At 41.6% G+C, this 21,064-nt stretch carries 14 protein-coding genes and 1 CRISPR repeat array; of the genes, 5 read left to right on the forward strand and 9 right to left on the reverse strand.

What is annotated here, in order from left to right; genetic code table 11:
• Positions 1-343: 343 nt before the first annotated feature.
• Complete coding sequence (locus FHK88_RS09320; RefSeq protein WP_264480652.1) at positions 344-1,525, reverse strand: acyl-CoA dehydrogenase family protein; 1,182 nt, start codon at positions 1,523-1,525, stop codon at positions 344-346.
• A 39-nt stretch (positions 1,526-1,564) separates the two neighbouring features.
• Positions 1,565-2,440 carry a MaoC family dehydratase N-terminal domain-containing protein gene (locus FHK88_RS09325; RefSeq protein ID WP_227430469.1) on the reverse strand — a complete coding sequence of 292 codons (876 nt, stop codon included), beginning with the start codon at positions 2,438-2,440 and terminating at the stop codon, positions 1,565-1,567.
• Positions 2,441-2,750: 310 nt separating this feature from the next.
• Positions 2,751-3,258: direct repeats of the CRISPR family, unit length 28 nt; unit sequence GTTTGCCATCGCATAGATGGTTTAGAAA.
• A 138-nt stretch (positions 3,259-3,396) separates the two neighbouring features.
• Here FHK88_RS09325 and FHK88_RS09330 point away from each other — a divergent pair.
• The gene (locus FHK88_RS09330) at positions 3,397-4,299 is read left to right on the forward strand and encodes a LysR family transcriptional regulator (RefSeq protein ID WP_227430470.1); all 903 of its coding nucleotides are present in this window, start codon (positions 3,397-3,399) and stop codon (positions 4,297-4,299) included.
• A 73-nt stretch (positions 4,300-4,372) separates the two neighbouring features.
• Here FHK88_RS09330 and FHK88_RS09335 read toward each other — a convergent pair whose 3' ends face one another.
• The 5 genes from FHK88_RS09335 to FHK88_RS09355 all read right to left on the reverse strand — a co-directional run bounded on the left by FHK88_RS09335 (position 4,373) and on the right by FHK88_RS09355 (position 14,627).
• Complete coding sequence (locus tag FHK88_RS09335; protein ID WP_227430471.1) at positions 4,373-5,743, reverse strand: restriction endonuclease subunit S; 1,371 nt, start codon at positions 5,741-5,743, stop codon at positions 4,373-4,375.
• The gene (locus FHK88_RS09340; protein ID WP_227430472.1) at positions 5,743-7,389 is read right to left on the reverse strand and encodes a type I restriction-modification system subunit M; all 1,647 of its coding nucleotides are present in this window, start codon (positions 7,387-7,389) and stop codon (positions 5,743-5,745) included. Before FHK88_RS09340 ends, FHK88_RS09335 begins: the two co-directional genes overlap by 1 nt.
• Positions 7,390-7,580: 191 nt before the next feature.
• Positions 7,581-11,258 carry a type I restriction-modification system endonuclease gene (gene hsdR / locus FHK88_RS09345; RefSeq protein ID WP_227430473.1) on the reverse strand — a complete coding sequence of 1,226 codons (3,678 nt, stop codon included), beginning with the start codon at positions 11,256-11,258 and terminating at the stop codon, positions 7,581-7,583.
• Positions 11,259-11,525: 267 nt separating this feature from the next.
• On the reverse strand, positions 11,526-12,908 hold the full coding sequence (locus FHK88_RS09350) for an SLC13 family permease (protein ID WP_227430474.1): 1,383 nt from the start codon (positions 12,906-12,908) through the stop codon (positions 11,526-11,528).
• Between the two features lie 423 nt (positions 12,909-13,331).
• The gene (locus tag FHK88_RS09355) at positions 13,332-14,627 is read right to left on the reverse strand and encodes an NCS2 family permease (RefSeq protein ID WP_227430475.1); all 1,296 of its coding nucleotides are present in this window, start codon (positions 14,625-14,627) and stop codon (positions 13,332-13,334) included.
• Between the two features lie 586 nt (positions 14,628-15,213).
• Here FHK88_RS09355 and tolQ point away from each other — a divergent pair.
• The 4 genes from tolQ to FHK88_RS09375 all read left to right on the forward strand — a co-directional run bounded on the left by tolQ (position 15,214) and on the right by FHK88_RS09375 (position 19,198).
• Positions 15,214-15,924, forward strand: coding sequence for a protein TolQ (gene tolQ, locus FHK88_RS09360; RefSeq protein ID WP_227430476.1), 711 nt, complete (start codon positions 15,214-15,216; stop codon positions 15,922-15,924).
• A 15-nt stretch (positions 15,925-15,939) separates the two neighbouring features.
• Positions 15,940-16,395, forward strand: a complete 456-nt coding sequence (gene tolR / locus FHK88_RS09365; protein WP_227430477.1) for a protein TolR — start codon at positions 15,940-15,942, stop codon at positions 16,393-16,395.
• 142 nt (positions 16,396-16,537) lie between these two features.
• The gene (locus tag FHK88_RS09370) at positions 16,538-17,566 is read left to right on the forward strand and encodes a cell envelope integrity protein TolA (RefSeq protein WP_227430478.1); all 1,029 of its coding nucleotides are present in this window, start codon (positions 16,538-16,540) and stop codon (positions 17,564-17,566) included.
• A gap of 339 nt (positions 17,567-17,905) precedes the next feature.
• Complete coding sequence (locus FHK88_RS09375) at positions 17,906-19,198, forward strand: hypothetical protein (protein ID WP_227430479.1); 1,293 nt, start codon at positions 17,906-17,908, stop codon at positions 19,196-19,198.
• A 248-nt stretch (positions 19,199-19,446) separates the two neighbouring features.
• Here FHK88_RS09375 and FHK88_RS09380 read toward each other — a convergent pair whose 3' ends face one another.
• Together FHK88_RS09380 and FHK88_RS09385 are read right to left on the reverse strand one after the other, a co-directional pair.
• Positions 19,447-20,031, reverse strand: a complete 585-nt coding sequence (locus FHK88_RS09380; protein WP_227430480.1) for a flavodoxin family protein — start codon at positions 20,029-20,031, stop codon at positions 19,447-19,449.
• 96 nt (positions 20,032-20,127) lie between these two features.
• Positions 20,128-21,042, reverse strand: coding sequence for a polyphenol oxidase family protein (locus tag FHK88_RS09385; RefSeq protein ID WP_227430481.1), 915 nt, complete (start codon positions 21,040-21,042; stop codon positions 20,128-20,130).
• Positions 21,043-21,064: the final 22 nt, after the last annotated feature.

The following is a 21,064-nucleotide window of genomic DNA, read 5'->3' on the forward strand; positions in this document are numbered from 1 at the left end:
CCTTTATTTATCTATTATTCCTAGATGTTAGCCCTCTATTTAAAATGACTTTAAGCAACTTAAATCAGCTTAGAGTAGCTTAAAGCCATAAGTAAAAAGAGGGCTTGCACTATTAGGGTCTGTTAAACTTTCATCCCGTTAAGCTAATATCTACAAGGGATACAACTACTTTTTACTTTCATGTAAAAATTGGCTAAATTTACCTTATTCTGCGTTAATGAACTGGTTAATATTCCGTTTTAATAAATAAGTTACCTGCGTTCATTGCCTTGACTAAGACAAATTTTGCTCAATTTTTCCTATGAAGATGAATGTTCAACAGACCCTAGTTTTAAACAGTTAATTAAAAACTTCTAGGCATGTGTAGTACTTTTTCACCAATATAAGACAAAATTAAGTTGGTAGAAATTGGTGCTACTTGATATAGGCGCGTTTCGCGGAATTTACGCTCTACGTCATATTCATTAGCAAAACCAAAACCACCAAAGGTTTGCAAACAGGCATTAGCCGCTTGCCATGAGGCTTTGGCTGCCAGATATTTTGCCATATTTGCTGATGCCCCTGCCTGTGTACTGCCTTTTTCATGGCTGTATTTGTCATAGTCAGCACACGCCTGCCAACGCATTAAATCGGCCGCTTGTACTTCGATATGTGCCTCAGCAATGGGGAATTGAATACCTTGGTTTTGTCCAATGGGGCGACCAAATACCTGACGCTCATTGGCATAAGCAGATGCTTTTTCGATAAACCAACGTCCATCACCGATACATTCAGCAGCAATTAGGGTACGCTCGGCATTTAAGCCACTTAATATATAGCGAAAACCTTTGCCTTCTTCACCGATTAAGTTTTCTTCTGGAATGACTAGGTTATCAAAAAATAGCTCATTGGTTTCGTGATTCACCATGTTATCAATTTTTTGTACGGTTAAGCCATTGCCAATCGCTGTATGCAAGTCAACCAAGAAAATCGACATGCCATCAACTTTGCTTTTAACTTGTGATAGTGGCGTGGTACGAGCCAACAAAATCATCAGGTCAGAATGTTGGATACGTGAAATCCATACTTTTTGACCGTTAACGACATAGTGGTCGCCTTTTTTTACTGCATTGGTGGTAATGGCTGAGGTATCCGTACCACTGGTCGGCTCGGTAACTGCCATAGACTGCAAACGTAGCTCACCCGTTGCTAGTTTGGGTAAATAAAGCTTTTTTTGAGCCTCAGAGGCATGTTTAACAAGGGTAAATAGGTTATACATTTGTCCATGTACTGTGCCTGCATTACCGCCACAGTGATTTATCTCTTCCATAATTACTGACGCTTCAGCCAGTCCCAATCCTGAACCGCCGTATTCTTCAGGGACTAATGCTGATAGCCAACCATCTTGGCTTAAAGCGGTGACAAACTCATCAGGAAAGCCTTTTTCGCTATCAAGTTTACGCCAGTATTCACTACCAAAGCCTGCCATCAATCCTTGTATACCATCACGAATGGCATTAATATCTTCGCTACGTGGGTCTATCATCTTAATTTTCCTTGTATTTTTACTAAGTTCTGTTAACAGTTACTCAAAATTCACTTGTCCTTGTTGGATAACACCATTGTCATTGCAAATCCAAACATCTGCTTGACCTGATGCAGTGACTTTGCCTTCAACACGGATATCATTGCCCAGTGTTACAGGTCGTACACCACGATATTTAAAGGTTTTTACTGCTTTGTCACTATGCTGATTGATAAAGCCATGTAAGGCTAATGTCGCCATCATCGGACCATGTATCACCAGATTGTCGTAGCCTTCAACATCAGTCACATAAGGGTAGTCATAATGGATACGATGACCATTAAAGGTAACCGCAGAATAACGGAACAACATGGTCGCGTCTGGGGTTAGGGTTTGTGACCACTCTTTGCTATCGGCATGCTCAGATGGCTCAGACTCGGTTTTGGGTGGGGTTGGTTCACGATAAACGATGGTCTGGCGCTCGGTAAATTTGTGTTGCCCTTTTTGAGTGTAGTCATGACGCACTGTCACAAATACCAATGAGCCTGTAGAGCCTTGCTTTTCGACGACTTTTTCGATACTGGAGTCACAGGTGGCGGGTTCACCTACAATTAACGGTTGGTCAAATTCAAAGCTACCGCCTGCCCACATACGGTTACGACCCAATGCAGGTGGCATAAATCCGCCCAGTTGTGGGTGACCATCACGACCCAATTCTTCTGCATTTAGCTCAGGTTGAAAAAACATCCAGTGCCATAAGGCAGGCAGTGGCTCGCCTGCTTTGGGGCTAGGTACACCCAAGGTCGCTGCCATACGTCGGACTAAGATTTCACAGATTAGGTCTTGTTTGCTTTCGGTATTGCCAACCCAGTCATTTAGGTTGACATCACTTTGAGTATCAGGGGTATTGGTGGTTTGATTATCAGTATTACTCATCACGGTTTCCTTGTGGTTGTTTGTGTTTGCTTAAGATGAATAAGGGTTAAATTAGAATAGACCCTAGTATGTCAAAAAAAATAGAGGTTCTAAATCACAGGTTTGTTAACATGGCGTTCGGATTTGATTAATGCCAATTTGTTGTCATTTAACATATGACATAATGAATCAATAAAAAATACTTCATTTTGTAATTCTAAAAAATGTCTTTTAAAAACATATAATTATATAAGGATAAAAAATATAAACATAAATCAGACTTTTTCCTGCCACACCATGTTATTACTGGGTTTTTAGTAGTATAATTTAAGTTTGCCATCGCATAGATGGTTTAGAAACAATGGCAAACCCGACGGAGTCAAAGTGATACGTTTGCCATCGCATAGATGGTTTAGAAATGCAAGTCTTTATAGGTTTTCGTGGGTAAACGGTTTGCCATCGCATAGATGGTTTAGAAAAGTTAAGTGTGTGATTAAGGCGCTAATACGCCGTTTGCCATCGCATAGATGGTTTAGAAATCTTGCCCCGCCCCTGCTGTCCCGTCCGATGAGTTTGCCATCGCATAGATGGTTTAGAAAACTAATAAACTGACAACGTTGCTGTATCAGATGTTTGCCATCGCATAGATGGTTTAGAAATTGCTGACTGGTTGGCTGTGTTTGTAGTGATTGTTTGCCATCGCATAGATGGTTTAGAAATGTCAACTAATATCATATCCCCGTCAAATATTGTTTGCCACCGCATAGGTGGTTTAGAAATGCCATGATTACCTCAATGGTGAGTAGTGTGGGTTTGCCATCGCATAGATGGTTTATGGTTTTATAAAACATCATTGTCAGGTTTGGGCATACTCATATATACTTAACCACCATTAAAAGGAGGCTTATTACCATTCAACAGCCAAAAATCAGATTATATCTTATTCTACAATCACGGCTATTTAACATAGGTTTTCTATGCACTTTGACCTAACCGATTTACAGCTATTTTGTGCCATCGCCGATTCACCCAGTCTGACCCAAGCCGCCAAACATACTTTTATATCCCCTGCCGCCGCCAGTACTCGTATTAAAAAGCTCGAAACACAGTTAGATACCCGCCTATTTTATCGTCATAACAAAGGTATGGAGTTAACTGACGATGGGCTAAAGCTACTGAAACAAGCCCGCAGTATTTTGCGTCAAGTTGAGCAGGTCAAACACAGCTTTTCCCAGTACCGCTCTGATGCGACAGGGCATGTGCGTCTATATGCCAATACTACGGCTGTCACGGACTTTTTGCCTGAGATTTTGGCAGATTTTTTGATACAACGTCCTGCGGTGACCATTGATTTACAAGAGCGACTGACAAAAGATATTATCCGTGGGGTGTTAAATGGCACAACGGATATTGGTATTTTGTCAGGCTCGGTGTCCACACAGTCGCTTGAGGTGATACATTTTAGTACCGACCGCTTAGCCGTGGTCACGCCCATTAACCACCCTTTAACACAAAAACAGCGATTAAAATTTACTGAGACGCTTAGCCACCCTTATATTGGCTTTCATAATGGCAGTACGTTGGGTAATTTTTTATCCGATTTGCAGGCAAGTATGGGGGTGACGATGGACACTCGGGTCAATGTATCAGGGTTTGAGTCGGTGTGCCGTATGGTGGAGGCTGGCGTGGGTATTAGTATTGTGCCTGAGTCGTCTGCCAACCGCCATCAGCAAACGATGAACATTCATCAGATTTATTTAGATGAGGTATGGGCAGAGCGTGAGCGCAGTATTATTGTGCAGGATTATCAAAAGCTTGAACCTGTGGCGCAAGCGTTGGTTCAAGAGATTTTGGCAAGTTATGAGGTGGCATATTTTTAGGGTATATATTTTTAGGATATAAATAAAAACAAGGGAGGTGATATCCCTTGTTTTTGTTGGCATTTATGGCTGTTTATGCCTTTTTGTTGGTTTTGTTTTTAGCCGTTTTACTTTTACGGGTTTTGGTAGTTTTACGCTCACTTTCAATACTGGCAAGTAAGGCGACGGCACTGTTATCACCCGTGATAAGCTCGGGGTTATCTGCTCGCCATTGCTCGGTCAGTTTGCCTGTAAAGGCTTGGTTTAAGATGGATTGGGTCAGATGATTAACTCTGCTTTGGGCTTGTGCGACTCGTTCTTCGATTTGGTCAGCAAAGGCAAATAATTCTTCCACTCGGCGGACAATTTCGGTTTGTTCAGGAAGTGGGGGTAAATTAATAGGATGCTCTTTGATTAAAGTTTGAGAAATATTTGGCTGTGCCCCACCTTTTCCCTTTCGTATGAACTCATCTTTTTGACTCAATAAAAAATAATAAATATATTCAGAATTAGTTATACCTTGTTTTGCTTTAGCAACTGCACATGCTTGATTAGTAGCAGCTTGAATATTTAAAATTGAAACTTTTCCAATAGTAGCCCCATACATTGCAATTGCTACAACACCTTTTGGATAGATTTTAGCACTCGAATTTTTTAATCCTAATACTGTAATATTCTCACTAGTCTTATTTAAATACTTTTTACCTAAATCACCAGTTTTTACCCAAGGTATATCACCATTATAATATTCAATGATTTTTCTTGACGGTGTACCACCAGACCCCCAATGAGCAATATCATTAAGTCTTATTAATTGCCAATTAGAATTATTAGTTAAACTATCCCCCCGCCAACCCTCTGTTAATTTACCACTCACTGCATCTGCTAATACCGATTGACGAAATTTTTCTAAAATTTTAGGAATGGCATTTAGGCTATTTTGGATTTGTTCTACTTGAGCTATATTTCTATTAATCAAGCTAACTATCTTATTTTGTTCATGTATAGAAGGTAGAAATATATTATGATTTTTAATCACTGTTTGGGAGATATTCGGTTGCGCTCCACCTTTTGCCTTTGCTATAAAATTATCCTTCTCATTTCTCAAAAGATAATATAAAAACTCTGAACTAATAGCTTTGTTTGGTTTACCAACAGCACAAGCCTGATTTGTTGTAGCATCTATATCTAAAATTGATGTTTTTCCTATCGTTGCTCCATACATAGCTAAAGCAACTGAACCTTTAGAAAACATTTTTGCACTAGAATTTTTAATTGCATCCTCAGTAATAAACTCACTACTATGTTTTATATACTTTTCACCTAAATCACCTGTTTTAATCCATGGAATATTACCATTATAGTATTCCAGTTTTTTTCTTGACGGCGTACCACCAGACCCCCACTGTGCCACTCTATCCAAACTTACCTCAACCCAACCCTCTGGTAATTCCTTAACCTCCATTATACGTCCCCCTCACTTAAACCCAATGATTCGGCTAGCAGTTTCTTTTGAACGTCTGCCTCATCTTGTTGCCCCAATGCTTGCATTAGCCCATCAAGTTGGCGTAATGCCTCGGTTAGCTCATTCATCGCCTCACTGGCAAGGATATGTGGTTCGGGCAGGTCAGCTGCGTCAATGCTGTCACTGTCTTTTAGCCAGCTAATATCTAGGCTATCGCCCTTATTATCGCGTATCCAATCACGGCTAAATACCCGCCAACGACTGCTTTCTAAAGTTGGATTGTCGTTGTCATCGTTATTATCCACATCACAAGAATTGCTTAGGCTATTTTTATCTGATTCATTATTGTCACAAAATGACCATTCCCCTTCCGTGCGAGGGCTTGTGCCGTCTGCATTCTTGCCATATACCGCCTCAAAGGGTTTTAGGTGTTCTGGGCTAAAGGGGGTACGTTTACCAAAGCTGGGCATATTGGTGCGTAAGTCATAAACCCAGACATTTTTGGTGCAGTTTTGGTCTTGGTCAGGGTTACTGGCTGTGCCTTTGGTAAAAAACAGCACGTTGGTTTTGACCCCTTGGGCATAAAAGATACCTGTCGGTAGGCGTAATATGGTGTGTAGGTTGCATTTGTGCATAAGGTCTTGGCGAATGTCTGTGCCAATACCTGCCTCAAAAAGAACATTATCAGGCAGTACCACCGCCGCCCGTCCACCTGCTTTAAGGTTGCGGTAGATGTGCTGTAAAAATGCCAGTTGTTTGTTACTGGTTTTAAAGGTCAAATCATCTCGGGTAATGCTCGCCTCACCGCCTTTTGCCGCCCCAAATGGTGGATTGGCAAGGATAACATCGGCTCGGTTAAGGCTTGCCCCGACCTGCCCAAGGCTGTTGCCTTGTAGCACCACACCTTCGCTATCGCCTTCACTACCGCCTTCGATACCATGCAATAGGCAGTTCATCAATGCCAGACGGCGGGTACTAGGAACAAGCTCGACACCAACAAAGGCTTTGTTTTTTTGAAATTTGATTTGGGCTGCCGATAGGTCGTAATATTCATCGGTTTGGCGTTTGATATATTCGTTGGCAGCGATTAAAAATCCTGCTGTACCTGCGGCTGGGTCTTGAATCACTTCACCTGCTTGCGGTTGTATACAGTTCACCATGCTGTCAATAAGGACGCGTGGAGTGAAGTACTGCCCTGCTCCAGATTTGGTTTCGTTGGCGTTTTTTTCGAGTAAGCCTTCGTATAGGTCGCCCAATCCGTCATTTTTTAGGCTAAACCAATCCAGTCCATCTAGGGTTTTGACCAGTTGCTCTAGGTGGCGTGGCTCTCTTAAGCGGGTTTGGGCGTTGCTATAAATGGCAGCGATAAGGCGGTCTTGGCTTTGTGATAGGTCAAGTAACACTTGCTTGTATTTGTTGAGTAGGTTTAGCCCAGAGAGTTGGTTAATGTCTGTCCAACGGCAACCTTCGGGCAGTTTGTGAGCGACCAATACGCCTTGCTCGGTGTTTTCGTATTCCATTTTGATAAATAACAGCAACACCAGCTCGGTGACATAGTCGCTGTAGTTGATACCATCATCTCGCAATACGTCACATAAGTTCCATAGTTTTTGCACGATGGCTTGGCTTGAAGGCTGGGTACTCATGGGGTTTCCTAGGGTTTAAATTCTTATGATAAATAGTTAATGGGGTGGATTTTGGCGTGTTGATGATACAGATATTTAAAATTCATGCAATATTAAATGGCTATCTTTTATCTAAAGTCATCTGAGAGATAGCCACTGATACAAATCCAAAATTAGAATATTTTTAGGTTAATCCAAACCTTCCTATATCATCACGCCTGCCACAACTGCTCATTGACCTGTGCCAATACGTCGTCTAACTGCTCTTTTAGGATTTTATCCAGCCATTTTGCCCCGCCATCTGCTGCAAAACGCTGGTTAACAAACTGACGGTCAACGATGGTTTCATGCTGTAGCTGTTTTGCCAAACGCTCAAGCCATTTACGTTGTAGTGGTGTCCAGTCTTGGCTTTGATAAATCTGAGTCATGGCATTATCGACACGCTGGGCAAAAGGTATCAATGGCTCACCCAATGCTGCACGGCGAATATGCCCAACAATACTGGCGGCAATGTCTTTATTGGTTTTGTTACGCCATGCCGTTTGCAGATGTGCCTCACTATAGCCTTTCTCATCAAGTAATAGCTTAACTTCTTTCAGTGTTTCTCGGGTCATCTCAGCAGGTCTGGTAGCAACCACAGTTAACGCTACGGATTCATTGAGTTGGGTCTTAATAAACTGCTCAAAGCTTTCTAAATAGTCCTCTGGGCGTTGGTGCTGACCAAAGCTCTGCTCACGGCTGATAAATTCATCTTCACCTTCATAAATCACAGGCATATAATCTGAGCCTGCAATGTGCTTTATTTCCGCCAAATCTGTCAATAAATTGGCATGGGTTTGCAAAAATTCTTGAGCTTTTTTCACCCCACCTTGGTGCAGTACTTGATGGAGTTTTTCAGGGGGGACTTGCCAGCTTGCCTCTAACTCATCAAGTTTGACTTTTAGCTCAGGATTACGCTCAGCTTTTTTCACTGCTTTACGCAATACTCGCATGAGTTTTTGGCTAAGTTGGTCAAGCACCTCTTGGCTATGTGTATCAATGATATCTTGCTGACTTTGCCCAAGATAGTTAACTGCATGGCTGTTATCAAAGCTACCATCATCACTGTTTCCAGAGCTGTTTTCAGTGTCATCAACTTGATATGCTGTTAATGGCTCACTAACTTGTGATAACACAGGGTCATTGCTGGCAAGCTCATTAAGAGTATCCGTATTAACTGCCAACAAATCCTGTACCAACTGCTCAATGGTAATATTTGGATTTTTTACCAATGGTTTCATGGTGTTCACTTGTTCTAAAGTGGCAAATATATCGACAGGGTCATAAACCTTAAAGACGGTCTTGCCAATGTCATCACAACGTCTGGTCGCCCGCCCCATCATTTGCTGAAATAAAATGCGTGATTTTACCCGTCGTAAAAACACCAAATGACAGATGGCAGGGACATCAATACCCGTGGTTAACAAATCCACTGTAATGGCAATACTGGGGTATTTTTCATTTTTAAAGCGACTGATAAGCTGGTCAACTTTATCACTTGCCCCAGTGATTTTGCGTACCGCCGCCTCATTATACTCATTACCATAAAACGCCGAAAAAGCATCATCTAACAAGCGTTTGACCATATCAGCATGTAGGTCGGTGGCACAAAATATCAGTGTTTTTTCATTGCCATTGGGGTCAATCTCTTGTACCAACTGCTCACAAATCACCCGATTAAAACTTTCTGTGACCACACTGCGGTTAAACTGTGCTACCTCAAAATTTAGCTCATCTTCAAGCTCAGTGATGTCCACTTCTCCCGAGCGACTGTCTAGCACCGATACCTGTTCACCCTTGTCTAAATGGATTCCATTTTTGGATAGTAAAGTGGTATAGCGAATGGGTGGCTCATAATCAATCAACCAATCGTCCGCCACTGCCTCAGGATACGAATAAACATAAACAGGTCTGCCAAATATTTCTACTGTGTGCTTGGCAGGCGTGGCAGTTAAGCCAATTTTTACTGCATCAAAGTATTGCAATACCCGCCGATAACTGGATAAATACTGACTGGTATCTCGAAATAACAACTCACCCTCGCTCATCTCTTGGTCAAGGGTATAGCCTCGGTGTGCCTCATCAATGATGATACAATCATACTGGTCAATGGTAGGAATATCCTGCACATCATCATTATCAAAAATGCGTCTGACCATCGCCTGTACCGTTGCCACTTGTACTCGGGTTTCAGCCTCAACTTGCATATCACCCAGCTCAGCAATGTTATAAATCTTGCTTAACGTTTGGTTTTGCTCAAGGGTCATCTCTTGCATACTATCAAAGGCTTGATTACCCAAAGCAGTCCTATCCACCAAAAACAAAATTCGCTTAAAACGTTCGGTTTTTAAAAAGCGATAAATCAGCCCGATAATGGTACGAGTTTTGCCCGTTCCTGTTGCCATTGCCAGCAAACAATCACGCTGACCTTGCGCTAATCTCTGCTCTACTGCCTTAATTGCCTTAACTTGATAATCACGCAAGTTTAAATAGCCGAACGGCTCTTGTTGTAATTTATCCTCAGCTTGAGCAATATCCCGAGTCAACACATCAAGCAAACCCTCAGGACTATAAAACTGCTGTAACGCACGTTTGGTATTGCTACCATGACGCACATCGCGAAACCAAATGCCTGACTTTTCTTTTAACTGCTCCACATATGAGCGACCATTACATGAAAAGACAAACGGCACATAATAAGTTTGCTGATACTCGCACCACGGCATGCCCCGATTGGTCAGCAACCACGCCCCTTGCATTGGCTCAGTGACCGCCAAGCCTTGAGCGTAACGCTCTGCTTGCCCAATCTTGCCTGCCACATTAATATTTTCTCGCTTTGCCTCAATCACCGCAATCGGGGTTAACCCCATAAATAGCACATAATCGGCCCGACCATTTGCCGTCCGCCACTCAGCAATGGCTTTATTTTTTCCCACCTCAGGCAATGTACCTGCCGTTTGGGTCATAAGCTGACTGTCTGCCTCCCAACCTGCAAGGCGTAGTTGCTCATCAATCAACAACCGCGCGTCTTCCTCAGTAGGTATAAATACCGTTAACCGTCGTTTTATCTGTGTTGTCGCATCTTCACTTGCTGTCTGTGGTTGCTCTGCCAACTGTGCTTTTAAACTGGCAATCTGTGCCTCAAAACGCTCACGCTCAGCAAGTAATAACTGCTCTTGCTGTTTATTCTGCTCTGCTAACTGCCGAGCCTCCTCATCCATCATCTCTGCAAGCTGTTGATATTCAAGTTTTTCTTTTTCTTGTAATTTAGCTATCTGCTTATGACTATCAACCTGTGTGGCGGTGGCATCAAGCTGTGAGGATAACTGCGAAATCTGCTGTTGTAGCTTTTGCAAATCCTCACTGGGGTCAGGTAGATTTTTAAAGGGTTCTGGCTTAAATTTACTGCCTGCTTTACCAAAGTTTTGGTGATACCAAACACACAGCATTCGTGCCATCTTTAACGCCTTTGATGCCTCGCCATGATTGGTCTGGAACTGATGTGTTGCCACATTACCTTGCTGTCTTAGCTTATGGAAAATATCAATGATATTGCGGTCAAGATTTAGCTCACGTTGCAAGCGATTAAGCAAATCTACCTGTTTGGTATCAGCATCAAAATCTACCCCAGTGCGTACCGCCAAGCCCTGTGCCAACGCCTCACCAAGCTGTCGTAGCTTAATTAAGGTCGTATTGGGGTCACTATAAAATACCCGCTCTGCATTGCTGGCAAGCTGTAAAAATATGGGGTCATGCTCTGCTAAAAAGTCAAAATTGCTGGGGTATTGTCGTGTGTGGTTACTGGGGGCTGTGGGGTTTGCTGATGAGTTCGCTATGGTTGTATTGCTCATTTATTATTCCCTATTTTCCTTTAACTTTATAAGTGCTTATATATTATCAGGTGATGCTTTATCATAACAAAAAGCCACTTAGTAAATCAGAAAATTTCAGGCAAATTTTGGCGGTAGAGAAGATGCTGTAGATAATATTGAAAGTGAGGCAAATATAAGAAACTCCATATATTTATAGCAAGTAGCAAGGACAATTTACCCAAACCAAAACACCCCATAACCAAACTGCTATGGGGTGTTTTTTTAAGCAATTATCTAAACATCTACCTAGAAGAAAAACCGCACATAAATCACCAATGCTATCGTACCGATGATATTGAGCCAAAATCCTGCCTTCATCATCTCACGTTGCTTGATAAGCCCAGAGCCCATCACAATGGCATTCGGTGGGGTGGCAACAGGCATCATAAACGCCATAGATACCCCCAAACCGATGGTCATTACTAAGGTCGCTTGTGGAATACCCATCTGCTCAGCAATCCCTGCAAACACAGGCACTAACAAAGCAGCCGTAGCAGTATTACTACTAAACTCTGTCAAAAAGACAATAAACAAGCCAACCACAGCGATAATCACCACAATAGGCGCACCATGTAATAAATTAGCCACTGACTGCCCTAATACCAAAGACGCGCCAGAACTTTTTAAAATAGTGCTTAAAGTAATACCACCACCAAAAAGTAATAAAATGCCCCAGTCAGTATTATCGGATATCTCTTGCCATGATGCCAAGCCCAGCACACCAATGGCTATTGCAGCACTGACAGCAATAATCGTATCTACTTTTGCCCAACCTGTTGCATCTGCAATAAAGCTACTAAAAATCCATGATAAGGCCGTAACCACAAAGACCAACATGGTCAGTTTGCGTTGTAGTGTCCAAGGAATATCCTCTTCCACACTCTCCATTTTGATATTTAAATCAGGCTTAAACACCATATACAACACGCCAAGCATAATAGGAAACATCACTATCATAAAGGGAGCAGCAACTTTCATCCAGCCTGCAAATGACAGACCTAATGCCTGTGAAGTGATGGCATTCGGCGGTGTACCAACGATTGTCCCGATACCACCAACGGCGGCTGAATAACCTAACCCTAATAGTACGAAAACAAAGGTATTACGCTCTTTGACCCTATCAACACCTGCCATAATACCCACCACCAAGGGCAACATCATCGCAGTTGTCGCAGTATTAGAAATCCACATTGATAAAAAAGCAGTGGCAATAAAAATAGAAATCACCACCATTGCAAAGTTCCCTTTTGCTATTTTTATCAGCCATAAAGCAATCTTTTTATCAATACGTTGTACCTGTAAGGCAGCCGCTAAAGCAAAGCCACCAAAAAATAAAAAGATAATTGGATTAGCAAAAGCAGCCAAAGCTGATTTGGTATCAATATCAGGGATACTTATCATCACCCCCAGTACAGGTACCATAATCGCTGTAATGGTGGTATGAACCGCCTCTGTTAGCCATAAAGTGGCAATAAAAAATAGTAACGCCAATCCTTTATTAGCATTATTATCAAATGGTAAAAACTGCCATAACAAAATGGCAAGAATACCTGCAATAGCAATGATAACAAGCCCACGTAGATGGCTAAAAGGTTGATGTTCGGATTGAAATTCGGAAGGGGTTGTCATGATTACAGTCCTTGTAGTAAATGCTAACAATCTGTCTTTAGATTTTCTAAAACCTAGTAAGTGACAGGTAACTAGAATAAACGTAAAAGGAATGACACTGGAATTTATAATTATTAAAGCTAGCGTTTTGTGTGAATTAACGCCACTATAGTATATTCAAGATAAAGTAACTGAGTCTGATATTACGACTGCCATACAGTACATAACATTTTCACTGTTAAGTACCTCTTTAACTGTAGTAAAAAATATTTGTTCTTTGCTCATTAAAAAAGCTTCCTTAATATTAAGGAAGCCTTTATGTTATCTCACCGTATTTAGCTTACTTATATGCTCACATGACTTACTGAGATATTCTAGATTATTCAATATGTTCAATGTATTACAACCATTTAGCACAGCAGTCAAACTCGCATAATTCAGCCACTACATAAAGATGATTTTTGCTAATAAAATAATAGATAAAATCCATATTGCCGGAGTAATTTGCTCAAACTTACCAGTTAACAGCTTCACTGCGGTATATGTAATAAAGCCTAACGAGATACCATCTGCAATAGAATATGTCAAAGGCGTCATTAACAAAACAACTGCTACAGGTGCAGCTTCAGTTAAATCTTCCCAGTCAATATCTTTTAAGGTAAATAACATCAATACCGATACATAAAAGATAGCACCAGCCGTTGCATATGCAGGAATCATACCTGCCAAAGGCGCAAAAAATAGGCTCAATAAAAATAGCAAACCAACCGTAACTGCTACCAATCCAGTACGTCCACCAGCTGCCACACCGGCTGTACTTTCAACAAAGCTGGTGGTTGATGAAGTACCTAGCACGGTACCTACAACAGTAGCACTAGAATCTGCCAAAAGTGCTTTATTCAAATTGGGTATAGAGCCGTCTGGATTAGTAATTCCTGCTTTTTTTGTTACCGCAATCAATGTGCCTGATGTATCAAATAAATCTACGAATAAAAAGGCAAAAATAACACTAATCATACCCACATCCAATGCACCCGCAATATCTAGCTGCATAAATGTTGGCGCTACTGATGGTGGCAAAGAAACCACGCCCGAAAATGGCGTATAACCCGCTATAATACTAACTACAGTTACCAATAAAATACCGATTGTCACAGCACCTGGAACATTTTTATGTACCAATCCAATGATGACAAAAAATCCAATCGCTGCCATAATTGGAGAGAAGTCTTTTAAATCTCCCAAAGTTACAAATGTTGAATCTTGAGCAACGATAATACCAGCACTTTTAAGAGCAATAAACGCTAAAAAGGCACCAATACCAGCAACAATACCTTGCTTTAGACTGTTAGGAATGGCATTAATAACCCATTTTCTAATATTGAATAGGCTTAATGACAAGAAGATACAACCTGATAAGAAGACAGCACCCAATGCTGTCTGCCAGCTATAACCCATGCCCAAAACAACACCATAAGTAAAAAATGCGTTTAGCCCCATACCAGGCGCAAGCGCTACTGGCAAACGTGCATAAAGCCCCATAATAAAGCAGCCAATAGCAGCCGCCAAACAGGTAGCCACAAACACAGCACCTTGATCCATACCAGCATCTGCTAAAATGGTTGGGTTCACAAATATGATATAAGCCATAGTTAGGAATGTTGTAATTCCTGCCATGATTTCTGTTTTAATGGTAGTATTTGTACCATTGATACCAAAATATCTTTCGATTGCGTTCATAGGAGGTCCGCGAGAGGTAATGAGTGATAGTAACCGTAACTTGTACGCTTATTTGGAAACATAACTTATATAACATAATTTATATAAGGCGCAACATTTTAGATAAGTAAGCTCCATTGTTCAATATATTTGTAAAGATTGAAGGGTCATATCATCAATATCTCGACGCCAGTCTTCATTAATAAAACCATAAACTTTTAAAGACTGTATCATTTATGTCTGCCTATCGGCTCAAACAGCCCGCTAATTCAAGGATACAATCACAATAAGACCCAGCATTAAAACGATACAATTACCGTTACTAATAAGGCTGATATAGTCATGTTTTTATATAAAGTTAACGATATATAACCCTTTTTTTTCTAGTAAACTCTGATTAAAATACACCACTACCGTTGATATTAGTCAACTTATTCAATAACTACCCAACTTAAATGGATAACAATAACCCAATGGAGAAAACATGGGTATAAAAGTAGTGTCTTATCAGGTAGGCAATGAGGTAGAATAACCAGCCTACAGAAACAAAACTGTTAGTTTATCCATTTCTTTTTTTCTAACCTTATTATTTGCAAGTGAGCCTTTCATGTCAGACTCCATTAACCTCATTGAGCTTATCACTCAAGCCAGTCTTTTAGTTCAAATTGTCATGGGTCTATTACTAATGGCATCACTACTTTGCTGGGTCATGATATTTCAGCTTAGCGCCCGTCTAGGTGTTGCAAAACGTCATGATAAACAGTTCGAACAGTGGTTTTGGTCTGGTGAAGACCTCGCCAAGCTTTATCATGGTGTCCAAGGCGCACCAGACCGACATGGTCTGGCTCATATTTTTTATGTTGGTTTTTCTGAATTTTTAAAAATGAATAAAAAGCGCCAACCCAAAGAAGAGGTGATTGAAGGCGTAGAGCGCAAACTAAGAGTTGGGCTAGGTCGACAACAGCAAGAGCTAGAGTCTGGACTGGCTACTCTAGCCAGCATCGGCTCTGTTGCACCTTATGTTGGGCTTTTTGGTACCGTATGGGGCATTATGAATGCCTTTTTGGGGCTATCGCAAACTGAGCAAGCCAGCATTGCTGCAGTCGCACCCGGCATTGCCGAAGCACTGATTGCTACAGCTATGGGGCTATTTGCTGCCATACCTGCTGTCTTGGCATACAATCACTTTACAGCAAAAGCCGCCAGCATCTATGAAGGACGGGCACTGTTTTGTGATGAGATGACTGGTATGCTACAGCGAGAAACTTACTCTGAGCCAGTCCAAACAAGTAGCAGATCCGTACCACCTCAAGCATAGGTATAGAATAATACAATGAAACCAAGCCCCTATACTCGCCAGAAAAAAGCCCTAAATGCCAGCATGAATGTCGTGCCGTATATTGATGTGATGCTGGTTCTATTGGTGATATTCATGGTGACTACACCGATGCTCACAACTGGTGTCAACGTCGATCTACCTAAAGCAAAAACAGACAATATCAGCATTGGAACACAAATGCCTGTCATTGTCTCTCTACAAAGCAATGGAGAGATTTATATCAGTTATGAAAATGAGGTAGACTTACTTGTCACTGAACCAGAATTAATAGACACACTGATTCGCTTACAACAACAAGGTGGTAGCAATGACTCGTTACGTGTCATGATTAATGCTGACCAAAACAATCAGTACGGTATGATTATGCAGTTAATGGCAAATCTGCAACAAGCAGGCATTGAAAAAGTTGGTCTACTCACCGCAGAGCCACTACCTTCTACCAACCAATAAAACACCCAATATCTCAATATTATTTATTGTGTATTTTTTGTATAACGCATTGATAAAAGGCATATTACCCACACAGTGTCATCAATGCTATCTTGAGCAACGCTGTATTTTTAGTATTTATTAGTTAGTAAGTGAGTTTATCATGGTATCAAGCCGTATGCCGTCAGTCTATGTCCCCGTTGAGCCAGAAGGCAATGGGATCGGCTTGCCATTATTACTTAGCTTTTTAGTACATGGACTACTTATAGGCTTCATCTTTTTTACTTATCAAGTGCCTGACATTGATGTACCGCCTAGCATAGAGACCAGTATTATCACACCAGAAGAGTTGGCTGAGATACAAGCCAACATTGCTGCCAACCGCCAAGCAGCACAGGCAAGTGTCGCTCAAGGGCAAGAAGATGCTCAACAAGACATCTCTCAACTGCCTCAACCTACACAACAACCCCAGAGCCATCACAGCACACCATCTGCCTCCACAGACGCACAAACAGCACCCACTATTACTCGCCACTCTGTACCTGTCTTTACTCAAGTGGATGAACCAGCAGATAGTTTTCTAGATAACCCTGACAATGGTTATGACCCAGAAGCAGAGGCAGAAGCACAAGCTTTAAGAGAATTTAATGAAAGAGCATTGCAAGATGCCAATCAGCGTCTAGAGAGTGCAGCACAGCAGATTGCCCAATTACGTGCCGAAGAGCAACAAAAGCTTGAAGAGCTAAAGACAAAACCCACAAAACCAGACTCCAGCAGAATCAGCAAAACATTCCCTGCTGCTAACAATCGTCATACCCAAACTGATAGCAGTAATGATGCGCCAACATCACTCAGCTTAAGCGAAGATGGCAATCCTATTATTAAAGGTAGCGCCACAGGTACAGCCAGAAGCACCAGTGGTGGTGCAAGAAGTAGTGGAAATAATCACTCTGCAATTGAGTCTCGTATCATGAGTAAATTTGTACCACCAGCTAATACAGCGAACCAACGCACTGTATTAAGAGTTGAAGTAGCAGTAGATGGGACTGTACTGACAGCTACTGCAAATGGAGGCACAGCCAGTCTAGAGCGTGCTGCTGTCAAAGCCGCATATGATGCTAGCCCCTTGCCGATTGACTCTAATGACAGCAGCACCTACCCAGTATTCACCATGGGTGTTCGTGGTAAATAACAAAACATACTGACAAATGGAGTGGAATTTTTACGTCCAATAGGATACAGTTTTTTGCATTAGAGAAATTATCGTCAAAGAAACAACCGCTGTTTAGTAGCTCTTGGATTATGCTTAGACAGTCCTATCTATCACAGCCTATATATACAACTTCATTAACAAAAAAACCTGATAAGAAAGTCTGTCATCAGTAATCACTGTACTGTCTATCTTATTTAGATTACTTTGGGTAAGTAGTAGAGGCTAGGATCTGTTGAGCATTCTCCAGACCCTAGTTTTTAACACTCTACAGCTTCTATGACTTATATTTACTATATCAACTGATATCGAGTTATTATTATGAAAATGCGTTCATTAGTATATTACACTTCCATAGCACCTTTACTGTTTGGTTCAACACTGGCTTTTGCCTTGTCACCAACATCCAATACGGCACCTGCTACCTTAGAAGCTAGCTATGTATCTCCTATACAAGAAAACCAAGTAGCATTTGTTCCTTTTGCTGGAGATACCACCATTTCTAGCACTGTACTATCAGACCTACGTACCACTTCTTTAAAAGTCACAACAGATAACTTGCCACAACGGGCACATACTTCAGCAGACCTCGCAGGAACATACAGCGCATGGGAAAACCTTGGTATCCCCTACCTTGTCATTGGCACAACCAGTACCGACCGTGGCAATACTGTCGTCAACTTTGAAGTCATCGAAATTGCCACCAAACGCCGTATTCAAGGCACACAGACCATACGTGGTAATGACCCACGTAAAGTAGCCCATCAGACTTCTGCTCGTATTTATGAACTTATTACTGGCAAAAAGTCAGATTTTGATGCTCGTATTGCCTACATTCTGCAACAAGGAGAAGGGGCAAATAAGGTCTCATCACTCATCGTTAGTGATGCCGATGGTGAAAACCCAACCGCCATTGTTGACAAACTACCTGTACTCATTTTTACACCAGCAGCTTCACCAGATGGTAACCTATTGGCATATGCCGTGCAGGCAGAAAGAAATCTACCATATATCTATATATATGATTTCCGTACCAAAAAAGTCACTCCACTGGTCAAGCTAAAAGGCAATAATCTAAGTCCTAGCTTCTCACCTGATGGTGGCAGTATCTTATTTTCTAGTACAGCAGATGGTGACACAGACATTTATCGTGTCAGTGTCTCTGGTGGCGCACCCCAAAAAGTATTTGATTTACCCTATGATCAAGTGCGTCCAAGTTATGCACCCGATGGTCGAGGCTTTATCTTCTCTTCTGACCATGCCAGTCCAAATAGACCAAAAATCTATCGCTCTGACTTCTCAGGAAACATCACCAGACTATCACAGTCAAACTATGCCTCAAATCCATCATATAGTCCAGATGGCTCAAAAATTGGCTATCTTAATGGCAGATCTGCGATGATTATGAGTAGCTCAGGACAAAATCTGGTTAACTTTGGGGCAACAGGGATTGATGAGTCACCTAGCTTTTCACCAAGTGGCGAAAAAGTCGTCTATGCACAAGGCAATGGTAGAAACAGCACATTAGTGATTCGCTCTCTAAATGGTGGGGCAACTGTCACCAAATCAGTTCGTGGTGCAGTAAAATCTCCTGTCTGGATACCTAGCAACTAGAATTACTTACTATGTGCTTAGAAGCTACTAAGCACACAAAGAGTTAGAGAGTTAGCAAAAGCTCTGCACGCATACTGTAAATACTATGAATATTTTTTACATATCACAACACCTTACTAGCTCTACTCACCCTACTCTGCGACAGTTGAGAAGCTCCTCGCTCGGCTGTCGTCTTATTTTGCTTATTTTATCATCAGCAAGTGTACTATTATCTGGATGCCAGCATATTCAACTTGCACCTAGAAGCCCTATTCCTGTACAGTCATATCATTCTGCGGAGGTTGCGCCACTAGCAGCTGTGCCAGATGCTGACCAAATAGCTGGGCTGTCTCAATATCCCCAACGCAAGGAGTCTGCTCTGGAGGACCATCTACTGACTGCGTCATTAGCCCCATAAAGCTGGATAAACGATTGATATCTGTTGGTGTGTGTCCTGTTGGCATCGTTGGAAATCCTGCCCAATTCATTCCATGTTGCATCGCAAACAAACAGATTTGCTGTAGTACTGATAATTTATCACCACTTAGCCCACCTGAATTTGCAAATCCTGCTGCCCACTTACCTTGCCACTGACGGTGAAACCAACGCTGTGATGTCTCATCCATAAAGGCTTTAAAGTCTGCGGTGACACTACCCATATAAACAGCACTACCAAAAATAAGCATCTGCGCAGAGTCTACAAATGCCCAGTCCATATCATGTATGTCCAGTGTTTTTACTACCACAAGTTGCTGTTTTGCACCCTGTGCTATTGCTTCTGCAACCCGTTTTGTATGACCATAGTTACTATGGTAAATAACTGCAATTTTTAACTCTGACACGCTTGAAGACATAGTGTTTCCTTTTATATAAGAGTTTGTATATGTAGGGTTTTACTTAGTCACCAGCTATCTTACTGGCATTTTCCATCCATAGCATAAAAGTATCTTCTATGACAAACGCATAATAAGCATCGCCATACGTCCTGTTTGCTGTTGCTGGTGATGGGTCATTCGACGATAAGAATAATAACGATCATCTGTATAGCTACATGCCCACTCTGGACTGGCTACTAAATGGTCTGTCGGCGCTTGTGTATCCTGCTCTACAGGCAAGTGTGTGCCCAGCAATTCAACACCTGCTGACTGTAACTGAACACCAGCAATGGCAGGCAAGTTTACCCATGCTTTTTGAGCATCGCTATGGTGGGGCTGTACCAATATTGAACTCTCTGACGCTTGATTATCAAGACGATATTGGCTTAAGTTTAACTGTTCAACAACAGATAAAGACACTTCATAACAATGCTGGCTAATACAAGCGCCTATCATGGCACAAACTTGCCCCTCTGTCTGATTAAACTGTGCTAATGTCTGAGCGATGATACCTTTTGCCAACCCTTGCCACCCTGCATGAATCACTGCAATTTTTTGGCTGGCTGGTTGCCATACACAAATAGGAACACAGTCTGCTGTCATAATCGCTAATGCACAATGTGCCTGCTGTGACAGCATTGCATCTGCATCAGGCACACATAAGCCAATATCATGATTATCCACATCATATACATGATTACCATGCACTTGGTTAAGCCAGTAGATATTATCTACCCGCCCTAACTGATTGAGCATCGTTAATAACTCTGCACGATGACTCAATACCAGTGCTGGATTATCTTGCACATGCAAACCAAGGTTAAATGCACCATAACTGGTATCTACAGATTTTTTTTCATCTGCTGACTTATCTTTTGCATCTGCCAATAAATGCAAACCTGCATTTGTCTGCACTATCACTATATCTTCTGACTGATATATGACTTCTATTGGCATAAACTGGCGTTTTATTTTCTTTATTTCTTGCACAGCTACCTCCTTTGCCACACTC

Source organism: Psychrobacter sp. I-STPA6b (genome assembly GCF_020662265.1).
In the GTDB taxonomy this organism is placed as follows: domain Bacteria; phylum Pseudomonadota; class Gammaproteobacteria; order Pseudomonadales; family Moraxellaceae; genus Psychrobacter.